Raw genomic sequence first — 19,765 nt, 5'->3', positions numbered from 1 at the left:
CATGAGTGACCGTCACCTTGTTTTATTGGCCGCCCTTTGCCTGATGACTGGCGTGGGCGCAGGCGCGTTTGGTGCGCATGGCCTAAAAGCCTGGCTATCTGCCGACATGCTGGCGGTATGGCAAACAGCCGTACTGTATCAAATGATACATGGGCTGGGTATGTTGGGCGTTGCCGCCCTTGCCCCCCACTTTGCATCAAAACTGTTGCTGGCCGCCGGCCTGGTCATGTTTGCCGGCGTCATTATTTTTAGCGGCAGCCTTTATATACTGGCGCTGACCGGCATCCGAACGCTTGGTGCGGTTACGCCTATTGGTGGCGTTGCATTTATTGCTGCATGGGTTATGGTTGCCATGGCAGCGTGGCGCTTTCGCCGCTAAGCGCCCGATTTTTTAGAACGCGATAACAACAGAGAAAACACATGATTCCTCACGCCGACCTCGACGATTACATCGTAGCCCTGCCCAAGGCAGAGCTGCACCTGCACATCGAAGGCACGCTTGAGCCCGAACTGATCTTCGAACTGGCCCAGCGCAACAACGTTTCGCTGCCCTATGACTCGGTTCAGTCACTGCGGGACGCTTATGCCTTTACCGACCTGCAATCGTTTCTTGACCTGTATTACGCCGGTGCCAGCGTTCTGATCACCGAGCAAGACTTTTACGACATGACGATGGCGTACTTGAAACGCGCCCACGCCGACGGCGTCTGTCATGCCGAAATCATGTTCGACCCGCAGACTCATACCGAACGCGGCATCGCAATAGAAACTGTCTTTGCCGGTATTGCCAACGCAGTACGCGATATGCAGCGCGACACGGGGCTGAGCGGCTACCTGATCATGAGCTTTCTGCGACATCTGTCTGAAGCGTCGGCCTTCGAAACACTCGAGGCCGCTTTGCCCCTGCGCCAAGCCTACGACGACGTCTGGGTCGCTATTGGTCTGGACTCTGCCGAAGTGGGCAATCCGCCTGAAAAATTCGCACGTGTTTTCCAGCGCTGCAAAGATCTGGGCTTCCAGCTGGTTGCTCATGCCGGCGAAGAAGGCCCCGCGCAGTATGTATCCGACGCACTCGACTTGTTGCACGTCCAGCGCATTGACCATGGCGTGCGCAGCGAAGAAGACCCGGTACTCATGCAGCGCTTAATTGACGAGCAAATACCGCTTACGGTGTGCCCGCTGTCGAACCTGAAGTTATGCGTGGTCGACGACATGGCCGAGCACAATCTGGCGCGTTTTTTGCGTCAAGGCGTACTGGTCACGATCAATGCCGACGACCCTGCCTACTTTGGCGGCTATGTGGCCGACAACTACCGTGCGGTCGCAAAATCCTTGAAACTGTCGCGCAGCGAATTAGCGCAACTGGCCGACAACAGTATTGTGGCGTCTTTCTTGCCTATCGGCCGCAAAGCGGCCCTGCGTGCCCGTATCCGGGCCATGGCGCAATAACAAGAGCGTACGCCGGACAAGGGGGGCATACGCCCCCCTGCCGGTGCATGGCGCCTAACTTAAACCGGCCCCTCACCTGCAGGACGGTCTTCATCCCAGTCTGTCCAGGACACACCGTTTTCTTCAAGATACCCGTTCACCGCCTGCCCCAAGGTCGGAAAAAAATGATCTTTTTCGAACCTGGAAAACAACCCTAAGGCTTTCAGGTCATCTTTCACCGGGTCTTTCATTTCGGCAAACGCCAGCACGATGCCTCGTGCGTCCAACCTTTCTTTAAGTTCAGACAATACATCGGCAGCCGTCACATCGACACTGGTCACTGGTTCGGCCGCCACGATCAGCCAACGTGTAGGCGTAGGTGAGGACTCAATCGCATCGAGCACCCGCATAGAAAACAGTTCGGCATTGGCAAAAAACAAAGGCGCGTCCCAACGGAACAAGACCAGACCGGGAATTCGGCGTCCTTGCGGGTACCGGCTAATGTCGTGATAGCCCTTCAGACCATCTACACGCGACAAAATGGCCGAATAAGGCCGCCAGCTTTCCCATACAAAAGCCACCAACGCGATAACCACAGCCAACCCGATACCTTCAATGGTACCCAGCACAATTACACCTGCCGAGCACCCTACCGAAAGCCAGAACTCGGCCGGACGCATACGATAGATACGAACCAGACTTTTCAAATCCATCAACCCGACCATGGATGCAATCACCACAGCGGCCAACACGGCATCAGGCAAGGTCTTCAGCAGATTGGGCCCATAAACAATCAGCAGCAAAACGACAAACGCACCCACAACGCAAGCCAGTTGGGTTTTGGCGCCGGCGGCATCGGCAACCGGCGTGCGCGATGCGCTACTGCTAACCGGAAAACCCTGAAAAAAGCCAGTGACCAAATTGGCCGCCCCAAGACCAATCATTTCTTTATCCGGGTTAACCGGGTCACCGGTTTTCATGGCGTACGTGCGCGACAGCACGCTGGTTTCCGAAAAGGCCAGCACAGCAGCAACGGCGCCCCCGATGGCCACCTGAAAAAGATCGGTCAAAGGAATAAGCGGCACAGTGAACGCAGGGAAACCTTGGGGTAATGCCCCCAATACGGCGATACCGTGCTGGTCGAGATCGAATAAACCGACCGTTAGCATAGCGGCCAATACAGCCACCAAAATGCCTGAAATACGCAAGTTGCGACGCAACAGGGCAATGAGCGCCAACGCCCCAGCCCCAATGGCCAGCGTAGGCCAATGCGTTTTACCCTGAGCCACCCCTGCGACAAAGCCGATAAACTTGCCGATGATATTGTCGGCATCGACAGTGAAGCCGAACAACGTGGGCGCCTGGCTGACCATGACCACAATCGCAATGCCGTTCATGTAGCCATAGCGTATGGGTTTGGACAACAGATCGGTCACGAACCCCAGTTTGATGAAGCCGGCAAGCAACGAGGTGACACCCGCGGCGATAGCCATAGCCCCTGCCAATGCCACGGCCTTGGCAGGATCGCCGCCAGACAACGGGACAACCACGGCAAAAATTACTGCAGCCAGCGCAGAATCGGGTCCCAGCACCAGAATACGACTCGGCCCAAACAAGGCGTAGACAAACAGCGGGATTATGGTGGCATACAAACCGTAAACGCCGGGCAAACCTGCCGCCGCCGAATAAGCAATACCCACCGGTACCAGAATAGTCACCAGCACCAAGCCGGCGACAATATCGCTTTTAAGCCAGGCCCGGTTGTAATGCAAAAGCGCATGCAGCCCGGGCATGACACGCTCGACAAAGCCAGGCTGGCCAGCGTTAGCCGAACCGACCTGCGTTGGTTCGCGTGTACTGGCCGACGATGGCCGATCCGACGGATCTTGCATAGTTACCCTTTTAAAGGCCAGACCCACAACAACAGCGGCACAGCGGTTGCTATGACTAATATATCCAGTGGTAGGCCCATCCGCCAGTAATCGCCAAAACGAAAACCACTGGGCCCGAGAATAAGGGTGTTGTTCTGGTGACCGATGGGCGTCATAAAAGCACAAGACGCCCCAATGGCGACGGCCATCAGAAAAGTATCGGGATTGACACCTAGCTGCTGCGCCGCACCTAGCGCAATAGGCGCCAATACGGCCGCGGTTGCGGCGTTATTCATTAAGTCGGTCAGAAGCATGGTGGTCACAAATACAACGACAAGCGCCACCACGGCATCCCCGCGCGCCAGATGATCAAGCAAAAAACCGGCGACTACGCCGGCCGCCCCGGTGCTTTGCATGGCGCCTGCCACAGGCAGCAACATGGCCAGTAGCACGATAACCGGCCAATCGACCTGCTCGTAAACAGAGCGCAACGACACGGTACGAAACACCATAGACGCCAGAACCCCGGCTGCAAAGGCGATGGCCGCCGACACCCACCCCGACGCGGCCGACAGCACTGCCAGACCCATAATGACGGAGGACAAGACAGCATTACGCTTGTCTGGAATACGCACATTGCGCTGCGCCAACGGCACTGCGCCCATGGCTCCGGCAAACCCGCCCAAAGCCTCCGAAGGGCCCTGCAACAACAGCAGATCACCAGCACGCAACCTCAGGGTTCTCAGACGGGTGGTAAGCCGCTGCCCCTGACGTGATACTGCCAGCAGGTTAATGCCATAACGCGTGCGCAGCAACAGGTCGCTGGCCGAACGATTGACCAGTTCGGAAGTGGGCAAAACAGCCAACTCTTGCAAGACAAACTCTTCCGGACGATCGGCGGACCCTTCTTCGGCTGGGTCGGTCGGATTGTCTTGAACCAAACTTTTACGCCTCTTCTCGGCTGCAAGGCTCTGACCGTCAGCGTCATCGGCCTGCGACTCATCGTCTACCTGATTGGACTGAGCCTCTTCAAGCACCAGCCCGAATCGAGACAGGACATCGGCCAGGCGCTCGGCATCAGTTTCAATCACCAGAATATCGTTAGCACGCACAACCCGTGCGGCGCTAGGCGCCATCATGCGAACCTCGTTGCGCACCAGCCCGATAATCTGGGCATCCAGCTCGTCAAACTCGGTATCGAGCTCGCGCAAGGATTTGCCGGCCAGTTTGCTTTCTTCAGGCACTCGGGCTTCGGTCATGTAGGCCTCGGTTTCGAAACCCTCGATACCGGCTTTCTCGCGAACCGGAACCAAACGCCAACCCAGTAAGGCGATAAACACGACCCCGACCACGGTCACCCCTACGCCCACCGGCCTGAAGTCAAACATGGCAAAAGTACCTAACCCAGCCGAATCGCGAAAGCCCGAAATAATGAGGTTGGGCGGCGTACCGATAAGGGTTGTGGTGCCCCCCAGAATGGAGCCGAACGCTAGCGGCATGAGCACTTGCCCCGGCGCTAGCGACAAACGGCTCGCAACCTGAATGGCCACCGGCATGAGCAACGCCAGCGCTCCCACGTTGTTCATGAAGCCCGACAAGAACGCAGCCAATGCCGTAAGCGCTGCAATGCTAAGCATGGGGCCTGCTTTGGCAGGCAGCAAAGTCGTGGTCAAGACATCGACCGCGCCGGACGACTGCAACGCACTGCTCAGCACCAGCACACAGGCTACTGTAACCACCGCGGTATGCCCGAACCCGGCAAAGGCGTCGGATGGATTGACCAGACCGGTAAACACACACGCCAGCATCGCGCCAGTAGCGACCATGTCGTGACGCCAGCGCCCCCATAGAAACAAGCCGATGGTTACGAGCAAAATACACAGAATCAGGGTTTGGTCCAGGGTCATGGCGCGCCTTTCGGCCCCGGGCGGATCCGGGGTATGGAAGTCACTATACCTTGGGTTTGTGCTATTTTTAAGGCTCGAATAAAGGAGCTACAGATGTCAAATGAAGGCTATCACGAACCCGTATCCGAACTTAGCAACGAAACGCGCGACATGCATCGCGCTATTGTTTCGCTCATGGAAGAGCTCGAGGCCGTCGACTGGTACAACCAGCGCGTCGATGCCTGTAAAGACCCTGAACTCAAAGCGATTCTTGAACACAACCGCGACGAAGAAAAAGAGCACGCAGCCATGACCCTAGAATGGATTCGCCGCCGCGACCCAGTGTTTGACAAAGAATTACGCGACTGGCTGTTTACCGACAAAAAGTTGGACCACCACTAACCGGCACCAACCTGTACCGCGTTCAACGCCGCAAAATATCGGCGTTGACGCGGTTAATGTCGTTATGACCACAAAAGGCCATGGTCAGGTCAAGCTCTTTGGCCATAATTTCAAGGCAACGGGTAACGCCGGCCTCACCGGCGGCGCCCAGGCCATATAAGAACGAGCGACCGATCATGGTGCCTTTGGCACCCAGGGCAATGGCGCGCAACACGTCTTGACCCGACCTTATCCCGCTGTCCATCCAGACCTCAGTCTGATTGCCGACCACACTGACAATTTCAGGCAGTACCTCAATAGGCGACGGCGCACCATCCAGCTGACGACCACCATGGTTGGATACGACGATGGCATCGGCGCCAGCATCGGCTGCAGCTTGGGCATCCTCAACTTCCATGACGCCTTTGAGCACGAGCTTGCCCCCCCAAAGCTCTTTGATGCGCTTGATATCGTCCCAGTTCAGGCGGGGGTCGAACTGCTCGGCTGTCCAGGCACCCAGCGATGAGACGTCGGTAACACCTTTGGCATGACCCACGATATTACGGAAGGTACGACGCTGTGTTTGCGCCATGCCCAAGCACCAGTGCGGTTTAGTGGCCAGGTTCAGCAGGTTGCGTAAGGTGGGCTTTGGCGGCGCGGTCAGGCCGTTTTTAATGTCGTTGTGACGCTGACCCATGACTTGGAGGTCAAGGGTAACCACCAACGCGGAGCATTGGGCTGCCTTCGCGCGCTGAATGAGGCTTTTCATGAAGTCTTTGTCGCGCATGACATACAGTTGAAACCAGAATGGCGCCTGCGTAAATTCGGCCACATCCTCAATAGAGCAGATACTCATGGTGGACAGCGTAAACGGAATACCGAATTTATTGGCGGCGCGGGCGGCCAGCATTTCGCCGTCGGCATGCAACATGCCGGTCAGCCCAGTGGGCGCAATGGCAACGGGCATAGCCACGTCGTGGCCCAGCATGGTGCTACGAATACTACGGTGTTCGATATCCACGGCCACGCGCTGGCGAAACTTGATGCGCTGAAGATCGGCTTCGTTGGCGTGCAAGGTGCTTTCTGTCCAGGACCCAGCAGCAACGTATTCGTAAAACATGCGGGGGACACGACGCTTGGCAGCACGATGCAGGTCTTCGATGCAGGTCATTTTGGATAGGTTGGTCAAGGCGGCCCCCGATATTGTCTTGATGCACAAGGCGACATGCAGCCGCCTGTGTACTGGGTGTTTATTTGATGGGGGCAATTATAGGAAGGAAGGGGTCTGAGTGCGGCGGATGCAAATTATTTTGCAGGACTGGCGCGCAGGGCCGATTTTTTTGTTATAGTTGCGCCCTTCGTGAAACTTCTGTGTTCAAAAGACACAGGCCGGAAAATAAAAACAAAAAATTTTTCTGGCTTTTACATGACACCGCAAAAAAGTTATGTTATAGTTTCGCTTCTTTACAGCGGCTGTAGCTCAGTTGGATAGAGTACTTGGCTACGAACCAAGGGGTCGTGGGTTCGAATCCTGCCAGCCGCGCCATATTTAAAAGGGCCTTCCTTCGGGAAGGCCCTTTTTCTTTGTGGGCTTTTGTTGGGCGCGGGTTTTTCTGAGTATTGAGGCGGGACCTTTGCAAGACAGGTCTTGCCACGCATCGCATGGCCCTAAGGGGCTTCCCAGCGTCCAGACCTTGCCCGTGGCGAGCGCGGAACTCGTGGGCTCGACCCAATGGGTCGAAAACGCCCACTCAAACAGCCGCGCCCTTGCCCGCCATATTCATACTTCGGGCATAACTTGCGGGCGATACTTGCCAATACAACGCGGCCACTACAACGACGCAACCCAGATGCATTGCCCAGCCGGCGCCGAAGCCGCCAGTGGACTCGTGCAGCGCTGCGACAATCCAGGGCGGCATAGCGGCAATAAGAAAGCCGCCGCCTTGCATCAAAGCCGACAGCGTGCCAGCTTGAGTGGGATCGGGCAGGTGATCGAGCGCCACAATAAGCGACAAGGCAAAACATCCGCCCAGACCGGCCCCCAGCAGCATGGACCAGATCAGTGGCGCCGCCAATGGCCAAAAGGCCAGCCCTGCAAAGCCAATCGCCTGCATGGCCAGCACCAGCGCCAACCAGGGCCGACGATCTTTTCCTTTTCGAGCGAGTATAGGTAGCGTTAGGGCCGTTACTGCCTGGCAAACCGACATATACGCCAGCAAACTGCCACTGGCAGAGGCGCTCCATCCAAATTCTCGGTAGAAAGGCGCCAGCCACGCTACCGCCGTTGAGTATCCCCCGTTGACCAGCCCAAAACAAACCATCAGCAGCCAGACGCGGGGCCGGCGAAGATAGGCGGACAATGACAGACGGGCCGGAAAAACGGGAACATCGCGAGGTAAGTAGCGAGCTACAAGCAACAGCGCTACGGCCGCCGGCAATGCCATCCAGGCGAGTCCGACATGCCAATTGCCAGTAGCTGTAGCCACCCAGGGCGATACTTGCGCCCCCAACGCACCGCCGCCCATCAACATGGCAGAATACAGCCCCATTACCATGCCGACACGCTGTGGCAATTGACGTTTAATAACCCCAGGAAGTACGGCCTGCACAACTGCGGCACCGAGGCCAAGTAAAGCCGCCGTACCGATCAACTGCCAGCCATTGGTGGTAAACAAACGCAAGAACGAACCGGCCACAAGCAACACTAGGGCGATCACCATGGAAAGACGCCCGCCGATACGCGCTTGCAGCACAGGGCCGGCAAATGCAAAGACACCCATCAGCAGCATGGGTACCAGGGTAAGCAGCGAAATGCCTTTTAAATCGAGGCCGGTGGCCTGGCTGATATCGGCGGCCAGAGGCCCTACCCCCGTGATGAAGGGCCGCAAGTTAAGACCGATAAGAACAACTGCAGCCAAAAGGACAGCCGTTGACGCTGACGGTGCTGGTTGAGCGTTATGGATACTGGACACGCTCAACGGGCTCCGGCAGCTTTCAGCATGCTTTCGATCTCTTTATAGCCACGTGAACGCGCGTGCTGCAGCGGCGTAACACCTTTGTCATCGGCAAGATTGACATCGGCCCCGGCGTTGATCAGAAGCGCCACAATTTGCTGGTGCGGCTCGCCGCCAGCGCCAAGAATGATTGCCTCTAGAAGCGCAGTCCACCCCAGCCGATTAACATGGTCTACGTCTACGCCCGCCTCGATCAAAGTGCGTACCGTATCGACATGGCCACGTTCGGCCGCCGGAATAAGTGCCGTACCGCCGTAACGATTGGTGCTTTTTAAGTCGGCACCATGCGACAAGGCCATCTTCAGAATGTCGAGATGCCCGCGGGCGCCAGCATAAAGATAGGGGCTGTCGTTGATGCGGTCTTTGGCGTTGACGTCGGCTCCGGCATTAATCAATGCGGCAGCCGCGTCGACCAGGTTGGCGTGAGTCGCCACCAAAAGCGCAGTCTCGCCGTTGTCATTGCGGGCGTCGACACTGACGCCATCGGCCAACAGCTGTTTAAGGCTGACAATGTCATTTTTAGCCGCTGCAACATGCAACGGCGTATTACCCGCCGCGTCAGCGCCCGCCGATAGACCCGGCGCGATGGCCAAGATTGCAATAAGACAACCCGCAAAAATTTGACGACAATTCATTTTTTAAACCTCACGTTTTACGCTGCAAGCTTAGCACCTACACGCGCCCGATACTGGCCTAAAATGGTCAGCGCCTGCTGCAAAAGCAAGGGCACCCAAAGACTGCAGCAACACACTATTAACACACTCAACCCAACAGAACACCCATTGTGAAAAAAGTATATCTGGCCGGCCCTGATGTGTTTCGCCCCGATAGCCACGTCTGGGGCAAACATTTACAAGCCCTTTGCCAACAACAAGGTCTGATCGGCCTGTACCCGCTGGATAACGAGATTGCGCCAGCGGCGACACCGCAGCAAACTGCATCGGCCATTGCACAAGCCAATATGCGCATGATCGCGCAGGCAGACGGGGTTGTCGCCAACCTCGAACCGTTTCGAGGCGCCGAACCCGATTCCGGCACAGTGTTTGAAGTGGGCGTTGCCGTGGCTTTGGGTAAACCCGTCTGGGCGTATTTCCCGTGGGCGGGCGACCTGCGACAGCAAGTCGCCCACGATGATCAAGGGCATTGCACTCAGGGTTGGCTGGTCGAAGACTTCAGCCTGCCCCGAAACCTGATGCTGGCCTGTCAATGGCAAGGCTATAGCCCGACGGTAGAAGCGGCCATTTCGGCCATGGCAAAGCATTTACTGGGCCCGAGCGATAAACGAAATTAAGCAAATGACTCACATGTTACGCATCGAAAACCTAACCAAACGCTATGACGATCACCTTGTATTCGAGGGGCTGAACCGTAGCTTCGAACCGGGCTGCGTGGCCCTGTGCGAAGAAGAAAGCACAGGAAAGACCAGCTTGCTGGCTATTATTGCGGGTGCGATGGCGCCCAGCTCGGGCGACGTCTGGGTTGACGGGCATTCGTTAAAAAAAGCACCGCGCGAAGCAAAACTGCGCCTGGCCTACATCCCCGACGATTGCCTGCAGTTTCCGGACATGACCGGACGGGCACTGCTGGAGCGTGTCGCCGCGGAAAAAAATGTAGCGATCGACGACAGTGTGATTGAGCTTGCGTCGCGGTTTGAACTGACAGAGCACCTGGACAAACGTTTTGAACAAATGTCGACGGGGATGCGCCGCAAGGTTTACTTGACCGCTGCAGCGTTGGGCAACCCGACCGTGGTGGTTGCCGATGGCCCGAGCAGCGGACTGGACTCGGCCTCCTGTGCCGTACTGGCCGACGTTTTCAAAACCTGGGGTCGCGATCGTGTGGTGCTGTTTGCCAGCCACGATGCCAAGCTGGTGCAGGAATGCGGTGCTACGCCGTTGAATATTTCGGCACCAGACTAAATTTCAGAAACAAGCGGCAACGGGCGGCACGGCTGCCCAACACAAGCCCCTGCCACCTCGTAAACCTGACTACAGCCGGCCCTCGAACTGATAGCGGCTACCTGGGTACCACATCGTCGCCACCGAAGCGACCTGGTCCAGCGCCAACGTCGTTCGGTACAGAACCAAACATGCCTCATGTTCCGGCACATGCAAATGAGCGGCAATATCAGCGGGTGCGTTGACCGCCTCGATGCAATAGCGCACGCCTTGCAAGGGCGCCACGCGCATCAAATGCTCATTCGGCGTAGAGACCGAAAAATCCAGTGTCATATAGTCGGGGGCAACCGCAGCGTTGACCCAACGATCTTCGTACTGGATGGGCGTCTGGTTATCGAAATGAACAATGATGGAATGAAATAAGAGGTGACCCGGCTGCACCTCGAACTGCACCGTCTGCGCCTCGGACGCAGGTGCACTTTCAAGTAACAACACTTGACTGCTGTGCCGATGAGCTCGACTGCGCACTTCGTCGGCAATGTTTTTGATAGCCACCAGGGTGGCCTGATACTTGCGGTGCGCCACATAGGTGCCCGACCCTTGAATACGCTTCAAAATATTTTCGGTCGTCAGCTCTCGCACTGCCCGATTCACCGTCATGCGCGACACACCAAATTGGCGCGCCAACGAAACTTCTGGCGGGATGACCTCCCCCTCGCGCCACTTGCCCGCCTGTATTTCAGTCAACAGATAGTCCTTAATCCGTTGATAAAGCGGGACTTCCTGTTCAGACATACGTTCGCTCCATTCCCCGACGGGCAGGCACTGCATAAATAAAAGATCGGGATTTTCACCCGGAAAATTTTTTTTGCAAATAGGCTTTGCAAAGTTGTATAGACAAATTATGATAGAAAAAAAAGTGTAGCGAAACACTTATTTTCATAACCAAGGAGACAACATGAAACGCTATTCGCTTACCCGCAAGTTTTCACTCGCCCTGGCCGTATGCGCTGCTTTCGGCACCACCTCGGCGCTGGCCGATATCAAAATCGGCATTAACGTACCGCTTACCGGCTTTGCCGCAGCCGACGGTAACTCTGCCCTTACCGGCGCACAGTTGGCCGTTGAAAAAGCCAACGCAAGCGGCGGTATCAATGGCGAAAAAATAGATCTCATCGTTTACGACGACCAGGCCTCACCCAAAGACGCCATTCCGGCTGCCACCAAACTGACGGAAAAAGACGAGGTTGTAGGCGCCGTCTCGGGCTCATATTCAGCCTCGACACGCGCAGCAGCCAGCATCTTCCAAAACGCCAAAGTACCGTATGTGGTCGCCTACTCCATCGACCCCAGCGTCACCCGCACCGGCGACTACATGTTCCGCGTGTCCTCCATGGGCGAGGTCCAGGGCCGCGCCGGCGCAAAACTGGTCGACAACCTCGGCAAAAAACGCGTTGTTCTGGTCACCCTTAAAAACGACTTCGGTCAGGCACTGGCCAACGGCTTCAAAGACGCCGCACCAAAGTTCGATCTCAACATCGTCAACGAATACGAATACGGTATCAAAGACCGCCAGTTTGGCCCGCTTATCGCCAAGGTAAAAAGCGATAACCCCGAAGTCATCTACGCATCCGGCTATTTCTTCAACGCAGGCCCGCTGGTGTCTCAAATGCGCGCCGCCGGCATCACGGCTCCCATCATTGGCCAAGAAGGCTACGACAGCGACAAGTTCATTGAAATCGCCGGCCCTGCTGCAGAAGGCACGTTGGTCACCACCTCGCTCGATCGCGAATCGGCATCACCCGTCACACAAGCCTTCTTGAAAGACTTCCGCGCCAAAGCGGGTTTCGGGGCCGATATGGTGGCCGCCTCTACTTACAGCGCCATGTCCATCCTGATCGAAGGGCTGAAAAAAACAGGCGGTAAAGGCGGTGCAGAACTGCGCGACGCAATCGCCAGTGGCTCATACGAAATGCCTATCGGCAAGCTCGAGTTCAACGACCTGCACGAAGTCAACAAAGACGTCCAGGTCCAGACCATCAAAAATGGTTACTGGGCACGCCACTCCGTCATTCACGACCCTGTCTTGCTGGCTGCCCCCACCAAAGACAGCAAGTAAGCCCGTCGGCCCCGCCCGCCTCGGTGGGGCCTCTTTTCCCTTCCTGAATCTGGAGTCAACATGCTCTTTGTCGAGCTCGTTGCCCAAGGCCTGGTGCAAGGCAGTCTGTATGCACTCATCGCCCTGGGGCTAACGCTGGTCTACGGACTGTTGCGCATCCTGCACGTTGCCCACGCCGCCTTATTCACATTAGGCGGCTACGTCAGTGTGCTGGTCTATAACAGCACCGGCAGCTTGCCGCTGGCTTTTGTAGCCGCCATGTTGCTGGCCGGCCTGGTCGGTGTCGCCATGTACCGCCTGTGCTACGAACCCATTCTTAAACAGCCGCCCTATGTGGCCCTCATCGCCTCCATCGGCTTGTACATCGCCTTCGAAGAAGGTTTCCGCATTTTGTTCGGCGCCATGGGGCTGTCGTATGCGGTTCAACCCTTGCAAGAACATATCCCCCTGTTCGGCGGCTTACAGTTTTCGCAGGCCGAAATCCTGGCCACACTCAGTACGGTTGCCATTATTGCCGTGTTGGGCTACCTGCAGGTCAAGACCCGCATTGGCATTGCCTGCCAAGCCACCGTCACCGATCCGCAAATGGCCGAATCGTTCGGCATCCGTCTGCGCACAGTACGCGACCTGAACTTCTTCGTCGGTTCGGCATTGGCCGGCTTTGCGGGCGTCTGGATGGGCATGCTCAATAATCTGGTCGAGCCCACCATGGGCAGCGTGCCTTCGTACAAAGGTCTGGCCATTATTGTGCTGGGCGGCATGGGGTCGGTACGCGGCACCCTGCTGGCCGCCCTGGTGCTTGGGGTAACCGAAGCCTTCGGCGCCATCTACCTCAGCCAGTTCGTCGACCGTGACGCCATCGCCTTCGCCTTCCTGATTCTGGTTCTCATGATCCGGCCCCAGGGGCTGTTTGCCAAGCGCTAAGGAGACAGATCATGGCTTACGAAATATCCCTTATTACCTCCATGGCCATCAGCGTCTTGTTTGCGCTGTCGCTTAACCTCATTACCGGCTTTTGCGGGCAAATCAGCTTAGGGCACTCGGCGTTTCTGGGCATCGGGGCGTACACCTCGGTCATGCTGTGCAATGCCGGTGTGCCTTTCCTGCTGACCTTGCCCGTCGCCATGTTGCTGGCGGGCTTAGTCGGCGCTATCGTCGGGCTGGCCAGCCTTCGTGTGCGACACGACTTCCTGGCCATTACCACCATGGGCGTCGTCTTCTTGTTTGTGGGCATTGTGCGTCAGCAAGACTGGCTGGGTGGTGAAATGGGCCTGTCGGGCTTCCCATCGTCGGGCTTCAGCAAGCCCGAATTCATGGTTTTTGCCGTCGTCCTGGCCGCGCTGGTTGCCGCCTTTTGCCTGTACATTAAAAAATCCTGGATGGGCCGAGTGTTCAACGGCATTGCCGAAGACGAAGACACCATGCGCGTACTCAGCATCGACGTGCCTCGCTACAAGCTGGCCGCCTTTGCCATGGGCACCGCGCTGGCCGGGTTGTCGGGCGGCTTGTATGCGCAGCACTTCAATTACATTGGCCCCGATAGCTTCGGCTTTATCGAATCAGTCACCGTGCTGTCCATGGTCGTATTCGGGGGCATCGGCTCGGTACCCGGCGTCATTTTCGGTGCTGCGGTGTTATCTGCGCTACCTGCCTGGTTCCAGGTCATTGGCGACTACAAACTGCTGGTCTACGGCGGGCTGTTATTCCTGATGATGCGTTTTTCGCCCAACGGCGTGGCAGGTATCGTTCGCGCTGTGTGGCGCCGGTTCAATAAGCCCGTCACAGGGGGTGCCACATGACGCAGCACACGCATTTGCTTGAAGTGTCCGGGGTAACCGTCCAATTTGGCGGGCTGGTCGCCGTCGACAACGTGTCGTTCACGGCAGAGCGCGGCGAACTTCTCGGCCTGATCGGCCCCAACGGGGCAGGTAAGACCACCGCTATGCGCAGCATCACTGGCGTGGTGAAGCCCGTTGCTGGTCGCGTCGTCCTCAATGGCAAAGATATCAGCAACTTGCCGGTTCATCAGCGCATCCGCAAAGGCCTGTCGCTGTCGCAACAACTGGTCCGGCCATTTCGCGAAATTTCCATCCTCGACAACGTCGCACTGGCGGCCGGCAGCCGCTACACGCAATCACCCCTTAAAGCCCTGCTGCATGTGTCAGCCCAGGCCGAACGCACTCGTGCCCTAACCATGCTCGAACGCGTGGGCATCGCGCACCTGGCTGACCAAATGCCGGGCATCCAGCCCTTAGGCGTGCTCAAGCGCATGGAAATGGCGCGTGCGCTGGCGCTCGACCCCGAACTTTTGCTGCTCGACGAACCGCTGGCCGGGCTGAACTCAAAAGAGGCGCGTACCCTGGCCGACACCATTGCCGAGGTCAATCAGCAAGGCGTCACCATCATTCTTATCGAACACAACCTGAGCGAAGTCATGCGTATCTGCCAGCGCCTGGTCGTGCTCGACAACGGTCGAAAAATCGCCAGTGGTGCGCCGCGCGAAGTCATGGCCCAGCCCAACGTACGGGCGGCCTACCTTGGGGCCGAAAGTACCGAAGCCAGCGATACCGAAACCGGAGACGCCCATGCTTGATATCAAAGATCTTTCTTGTGGCTACGGCGCCTTCGAAGCCGTACACGGCATATCGTTGTCGCTGCGCCCCGGCACGATCACCGGCTTACTGGGTGCCAACGGCGCCGGTAAGTCATCCACGCTCATGTGCCTGGCCGGCCACGTCCAACTTAACGGTGGTCGTATTGTTTTCAACGACGAAGACATCAGCCAACTGCCGGCCTACGAACGCGTCCGGCGCGGGTTGGCTATTTCGCCCGAAGGGCGGCGCTTGTTCAAAGACCTCAGCGTTGAAGACAACCTGCGGGTTGGCGGGCTGATCCGCCCCAAAAGCGATTTTGCCGAAGACCGCGACTTCGTACTGTCGCTATTTCCCCGATTGGGCGAACGGCTAACGTCGTTGGCGGGCAACCTGTCAGGCGGCGAGCAACAAATGCTCGCCATCGGGCGCGCGCTGATGACCCGACCGAAAGTCATTCTCATCGACGAGCTTTCGCTGGGTCTAATGCCTAAAGTTATTGACCTTTGCTACCACGCACTCGACGCCCTGAAGGGCAAAGGCATGGCGATTTTGCTGGTCGAACAAAACACTGACCGTGTCCTGAAAATTGCAGACGACATCTGCGTGCTCGAGTCTGGGCGTACGGTCTGGCAGGGCAGCGCCCAAGTCGCTGCCCAAGACCCCGACCTGGTCGCTGCTTATCTGGGCCTGCACTAACGCTAGGCCCAACACCACAACAACTGCTGTTATGCCTGTTTCTGAAGGAATGCCATCATGAACAACCCAAAAGACAACCACCCCCTCGCCGATCCCCGCATTGACCCCAGCCGCGTCATCCGCGCCCCCCGCGGCAGCGAAAAAACCTGCAAAAGCTGGGTCACCGAAGCCGCCTATCGCATGATCCAGAACAACCTGGACGCCGAGGTGGCAGAGAACCCGACGCACCTGGTCGTGTACGGCGGCATTGGCCGCGCGGCCCGCAACTGGGAGTGCTATGACCAGATTCTGGCTTCGCTGCGCGACCTTGAAGACGATGAGTCGCTGCTGGTGCAATCAGGAAAACCGGTCGGCGTATTTAAAACCCACCCCGACGCACCACGGGTGCTGATCGCCAACTCGAACCTGGTGCCCAAGTGGGCCACCTGGGAACACTTTAACGAGCTGGACCGCAAAGGCCTGTTCATGTACGGCCAAATGACCGCCGGCAGCTGGATTTACATTGGCAGCCAAGGCATTGTTCAGGGCACTTACGAAACCTTTGTCGAGGCCGGGCGCCAGCACTTTAACGGCGACTGGGCCGGACGCTGGATTCTGACGGCGGGCCTGGGCGGTATGGGCGGCGCACAGCCGCTGGCGGCTACACTGGCCGGCGCGGTGTCGCTAAACATTGAATGCCAGCAAAGCAGCATCGACTTTCGTTTGCGTACGCGCTATGTCGACAAGCAAGCCAAAGATCTAGACGATGCGCTGGCCTTGATCAAACACCATACCGAGCGCAAAGAAGCCATTTCTATCGCACTGCTAGGCAACGCGGCCGAAATTTTGCCCGAACTGGTTCGCCGCGCCAAAGCCGGGGGCATCCGCCCCGACCTGGTCACCGACCAAACCTCGGCCCACGATCTTATCAATGGCTACTTGCCCAAAGGCTGGACAGTCGAGCAATGGAAAGCCGCCCAGAAAGACGCCGCGCAGCACCCCGAACTGGTCAAGCAAGCCACATTGTCCTGCGCTGACCATGTCCAGGCGATGCTCGATTTCCACGCCATGGGCATTCCTACGGTCGACTACGGCAACAACATCCGCCAAGTCGCGTTCGACGCTGGGGTAAAAAATGCATTCGACTTCCCCGGCTTCGTTCCGGCGTATATCCGCCCCCTGTTCTGCGATGGCAAAGGTCCCTTCCGCTGGGTAGCCTTGTCTGGCGACCCTGAAGACATCTACAAGACCGACGCCAAAATTAAAGAACTGTTCCCGGAAAACAAAGCGGTCGGCCGCTGGCTCGACATGGCCAAAGAGCGCATCGCGTTCCAGGGGCTGCCCTCGCGCATTTGCTGGCTGGGCCTGGGCGAACGCAACCTGGCGGGTCTGGCCTTCAACGAAATGGTACGCAAGGGCGAGCTGAAAGCACCTATCGTCATCGGTCGCGACCATCTGGACACCGGCTCGGTGGCCAGCCCCAACCGAGAAACCGAAAGCATGCGCGACGGTACCGATGCGGTATCTGATTGGCCCCTGCTCAATGCCCTGCTGAACACTGCGGGAGGCGCGAGCTGGGTTTCGTTGCACCACGGGGGTGGCGTCGGCATGGGGTATTCGCAGCATGCCGGGATGGTCATTGTGGCCGATGGTTCCGACGCGGCAGAGAAACGCCTGGCCCGCGTGCTGATCAACGACTGCGGTTCGGGTGTTATGCGCCATGCTGACGCCGGTTACGTAGCCGCGATTGCGTGCGCCAAGAAACACGGTCTTAAACTGCCCATGATCAAATAATCGTGGGTGTTCAAGCATGCAGACCCCCCATCAAGGTCAGCCATGAGCGTTCTTAATGTTCTTCAGTTGCCCCCCGTGCCCTGGCGAAATGGCCAGGGCCAAACGCGCGAAATCGAAACCTTCCCGTCAGGGGCGGGTTTCGATAATTTTGTCTGGCGCATCAGCTTGGCCGACATCGGGCAAGCGGGTGACTTTTCGGCGTTCGACGGCGTCGATCGCATCATTACCCTAGTTAAGGGGTCGGGCGTCAACCTGAACTTTAACGATGGCGAACGGCAAACCCTTGAATACGGCGTACCCTACCCTTTTGCGGGCGAACGTCCGCTGCATGCCACGCTGCAGAACGGGCCGGTGCAAGACCTGAACCTGATGCTGCGCCGTGGCCAAGCGGCAGGGCGCATTCAGGCCGAATCAGCAGCGTCGGCCTGGCCTTGCGCACCAGGTACAACGTATCGGGTCTTCTGCCTGAAAGGCGCTTGGCAGCTTCTTGTCGAGCGTGCCGACGCAACCACCGACACGATCACACTGAGCACATTCGATTATGTGCCTTTACCCGACCAGGCAACGCATGTGCGTGCCAGCCCCACACAGCCCGACGGGCTGATACTGGTGGCCTGCATACAAGCAAGCCAACCGCCCTCCGGCACTGCCTAAACCACGCCGACACCCATCAACACTGCCGCATACGAGACGTGACCTTATGAATGGTCTATTCGCTAAAACTGCTTTATTACCCCAGGGTTGGGCTAACAACGTCACCCTGGAATGGAATGCCGAGGGTCTGCTGACCGCCGTGTTGCCCGACAGCGCGCAACCCCAGCCGGCGTGGCCCGTTGTCGACGTACTGCTGCCCGGCATGCCCAATCTTCATTCCCACGCTTTTCAGCGCGCCATGGCCGGGTTGACCGAATACAGGTCGGCCTCACAAGACAGCTTCTGGAGCTGGCGCACCCTGATGTATGCCTTTGCACAAAAGCTCGACCCCGATCTGCTCAAGGCCGTAGCCAGTCAGCTGTATGTCGAAATGCTGCAAGCCGGGTACACGTCGGTTTGCGAGTTCCATTACATTCATCACGATATCGGCGGACTGCCCTATAGTGATCAAACCCTGCTGGCGCAATGTCTGGTGGAAGCCGCCGAGGCAACCGGCATGGGCTTAACGCTGCTGCCGGTCATGTATCAGTACGGAGGGTTCGGCAACGCTCCGCCATCAAACGGCCAAGCCCGCTTTCTGAATTCGCCCGATTGGATGCTGAACACGTTGACCGCGCTGCAACGCCAGCACCCTCAACATTCGGGACTGCGATACGGGATAGCGCCGCATTCGTTGCGTGCCGTGTCTCAGACATCGTTGCAAGAACTACTCGATGGCCTGGCCACCTTCAACCCCGATGCGCCCATTCACATCCATATTGCCGAGCAAACCAAAGAGGTCGATGACTGTATGGCGCACTACGGCCAGCGCCCAGTGCAATGGCTGCTCAACCACTTCAATGTCGATTCGCGCTGGTGCCTAGTGCACGCCACCCACATGACAGATGCAGAAACTACAGCAGTCGCTCGCAGCGGCGCCGTGGTTGGCCTTTGCCCGTCGACCGAGGCCAACCTGGGCGACGGTATCTTTAACGGCATTACCTACAAAAACGCAAACGGTGTCTGGGGGATAGGATCTGACAGCAACATCATGGTTGATGTCGCCGAAGAGCTGCGATCTTATGAGTATTCGCAACGGCTGCTGCACAGACAACGAAACGTGTTGGCCGCCGGCGCTGATGGCTCGGTGGGACACCACTTGTTTACCGAAGCGCTGAAAGGCGGCGCCCGTGCCGCGGCGCGACCGGTAGCCGGCTTGGCCGTTGGCCAGCAGGCCGACGCCCTTGTGCTTGACGCCGGCCACCCCGACCTGAGCTGCAAAAAAGGCAATGCGTTATTAGACAGCTTTGTGTTTGCCCGGCACGGTAACGGCCTGATCACCGATGTCATGACGGCGGGCCAATGGCGCGTTCGCCAAGGCGCCCATGTACAGCAAGCGGCCGTAACCGATCGCTATCGCAAAACGCTGTCAATTCTATTGACCGCTTAAGGTCTTTTTTATCTGGAATTCA

At 57.6% G+C, this 19,765-nt stretch carries 19 protein-coding genes and 1 tRNA gene; 14 read left to right on the top strand and 6 right to left on the bottom strand.

The features are described from left to right. The first annotated feature begins 1 nt into the window (after position 1). Positions 2–379 (top strand): DUF423 domain-containing protein, encoded by a 378-nt coding sequence (locus PuT2_RS09185; protein ID WP_093970736.1) that lies wholly within the window; start codon positions 2–4, stop codon positions 377–379. Between the two features lie 41 nt (positions 380–420). Continuing rightward, complete coding sequence (locus PuT2_RS09180; protein ID WP_093970735.1) at positions 421–1,449, top strand: adenosine deaminase; 1,029 nt, start codon at positions 421–423, stop codon at positions 1,447–1,449. Positions 1,450–1,508: 59 nt separating this feature from the next. On the opposite strand, the gene PuT2_RS09175 is transcribed toward PuT2_RS09180, so the two are convergent. Both PuT2_RS09175 and PuT2_RS09170 read right to left on the bottom strand, forming a co-directional pair. Then, a complete protein-coding gene (locus tag PuT2_RS09175; protein ID WP_216820811.1) occupies positions 1,509–3,320 on the bottom strand; it encodes a SulP family inorganic anion transporter in 1,812 nt (603 codons plus the stop codon). 2 nt (positions 3,321–3,322) lie between these two features. Then, positions 3,323–5,206: an SLC13 family permease gene (locus tag PuT2_RS09170; RefSeq protein WP_093970734.1), complete on the bottom strand. Its 1,884-nt coding sequence runs from the start codon at positions 5,204–5,206 to the stop codon at positions 3,323–3,325. Between the two features lie 93 nt (positions 5,207–5,299). Between PuT2_RS09170 and PuT2_RS09165 the strand changes: the two genes are divergently transcribed. Beyond that, complete coding sequence (locus PuT2_RS09165; protein WP_093970733.1) at positions 5,300–5,587, top strand: encapsulin-associated ferritin-like protein; 288 nt, start codon at positions 5,300–5,302, stop codon at positions 5,585–5,587. Between the two features lie 22 nt (positions 5,588–5,609). Here the strand turns inward: PuT2_RS09165 and PuT2_RS09160 are convergent, their stop codons facing one another. Continuing rightward, the gene (locus PuT2_RS09160; RefSeq protein ID WP_093970732.1) at positions 5,610–6,737 is read right to left on the bottom strand and encodes an alpha-hydroxy acid oxidase; all 1,128 of its coding nucleotides are present in this window, start codon (positions 6,735–6,737) and stop codon (positions 5,610–5,612) included. A 298-nt stretch (positions 6,738–7,035) separates the two neighbouring features. On the opposite strand from PuT2_RS09160, the gene PuT2_RS09155 reads away from it, so the two are divergent. Beyond that, positions 7,036–7,112: transfer RNA gene (locus PuT2_RS09155), tRNA-Arg, on the top strand. Positions 7,113–7,317: 205 nt separating this feature from the next. Here PuT2_RS09155 and PuT2_RS09150 read toward each other — a convergent pair. Both PuT2_RS09150 and PuT2_RS09145 read right to left on the bottom strand, forming a co-directional pair. Next, entirely contained in the window at positions 7,318–8,529 is a 1,212-nt protein-coding gene (locus PuT2_RS09150; protein ID WP_370318039.1) for a cyanate transporter, read from the bottom strand. A gap of 11 nt (positions 8,530–8,540) precedes the next feature. Further along, positions 8,541–9,215 carry an ankyrin repeat domain-containing protein gene (locus tag PuT2_RS09145; RefSeq protein ID WP_093970730.1) on the bottom strand — a complete coding sequence of 225 codons (675 nt, stop codon included), beginning with the start codon at positions 9,213–9,215 and terminating at the stop codon, positions 8,541–8,543. Between the two features lie 149 nt (positions 9,216–9,364). Between PuT2_RS09145 and PuT2_RS09140 the strand changes: the two genes are divergently transcribed. Then, positions 9,365–9,871: a nucleoside 2-deoxyribosyltransferase gene (locus PuT2_RS09140; protein WP_093970729.1), complete on the top strand. Its 507-nt coding sequence runs from the start codon at positions 9,365–9,367 to the stop codon at positions 9,869–9,871. A gap of 13 nt (positions 9,872–9,884) precedes the next feature. Continuing rightward, the gene (locus PuT2_RS09135; protein ID WP_093970836.1) at positions 9,885–10,499 is read left to right on the top strand and encodes an ATP-binding cassette domain-containing protein; all 615 of its coding nucleotides are present in this window, start codon (positions 9,885–9,887) and stop codon (positions 10,497–10,499) included. 69 nt (positions 10,500–10,568) lie between these two features. On the opposite strand, the gene hutC is transcribed toward PuT2_RS09135, so the two are convergent. Next, positions 10,569–11,273 (bottom strand): histidine utilization repressor, encoded by a 705-nt coding sequence (hutC, locus tag PuT2_RS09130; protein ID WP_093970728.1) that lies wholly within the window; start codon positions 11,271–11,273, stop codon positions 10,569–10,571. Positions 11,274–11,436: 163 nt separating this feature from the next. Between hutC and PuT2_RS09125 the strand changes: the two genes are divergently transcribed. The 8 genes from PuT2_RS09125 to PuT2_RS09090 are packed head-to-tail and all read left to right on the top strand — an operon-like array spanning position 11,437 to position 19,743. Further along, positions 11,437–12,597, top strand: coding sequence for an ABC transporter substrate-binding protein (locus PuT2_RS09125; protein WP_093970727.1), 1,161 nt, complete (start codon positions 11,437–11,439; stop codon positions 12,595–12,597). A gap of 60 nt (positions 12,598–12,657) precedes the next feature. Further along, positions 12,658–13,521 (top strand): branched-chain amino acid ABC transporter permease, encoded by an 864-nt coding sequence (locus PuT2_RS09120; protein ID WP_093970726.1) that lies wholly within the window; start codon positions 12,658–12,660, stop codon positions 13,519–13,521. Positions 13,522–13,532: 11 nt separating this feature from the next. Beyond that, entirely contained in the window at positions 13,533–14,396 is an 864-nt protein-coding gene (locus PuT2_RS09115) for a branched-chain amino acid ABC transporter permease (protein ID WP_254046985.1), read from the top strand. Further along, on the top strand, positions 14,393–15,190 hold the full coding sequence (locus tag PuT2_RS09110; protein WP_093970725.1) for an ABC transporter ATP-binding protein: 798 nt from the start codon (positions 14,393–14,395) through the stop codon (positions 15,188–15,190). The genes PuT2_RS09115 and PuT2_RS09110 overlap by 4 nt, the downstream gene beginning before the upstream one ends. After that, complete coding sequence (locus tag PuT2_RS09105; RefSeq protein WP_093970724.1) at positions 15,183–15,887, top strand: ABC transporter ATP-binding protein; 705 nt, start codon at positions 15,183–15,185, stop codon at positions 15,885–15,887. Before PuT2_RS09110 ends, PuT2_RS09105 begins: the two co-directional genes overlap by 8 nt. Positions 15,888–15,944: 57 nt before the next feature. Then, a complete protein-coding gene (gene hutU, locus PuT2_RS09100; RefSeq protein WP_093970723.1) occupies positions 15,945–17,660 on the top strand; it encodes a urocanate hydratase in 1,716 nt (571 codons plus the stop codon). A gap of 42 nt (positions 17,661–17,702) precedes the next feature. Next, positions 17,703–18,314, top strand: a complete 612-nt coding sequence (locus PuT2_RS09095) for a HutD family protein (protein WP_093970722.1) — start codon at positions 17,703–17,705, stop codon at positions 18,312–18,314. 46 nt (positions 18,315–18,360) lie between these two features. After that, a complete protein-coding gene (locus PuT2_RS09090) occupies positions 18,361–19,743 on the top strand; it encodes a formimidoylglutamate deiminase (protein ID WP_093970721.1) in 1,383 nt (460 codons plus the stop codon). Positions 19,744–19,765: the final 22 nt, after the last annotated feature.

This window comes from Pusillimonas sp. T2, from assembly GCF_002236805.1.
Classification (GTDB): Bacteria; Pseudomonadota; Gammaproteobacteria; order Burkholderiales; family Burkholderiaceae_B; genus Neopusillimonas.
Note: the sequence above shows the minus strand (reverse complement) of the source record. Positions and strands in the feature narration are given on the sequence as shown.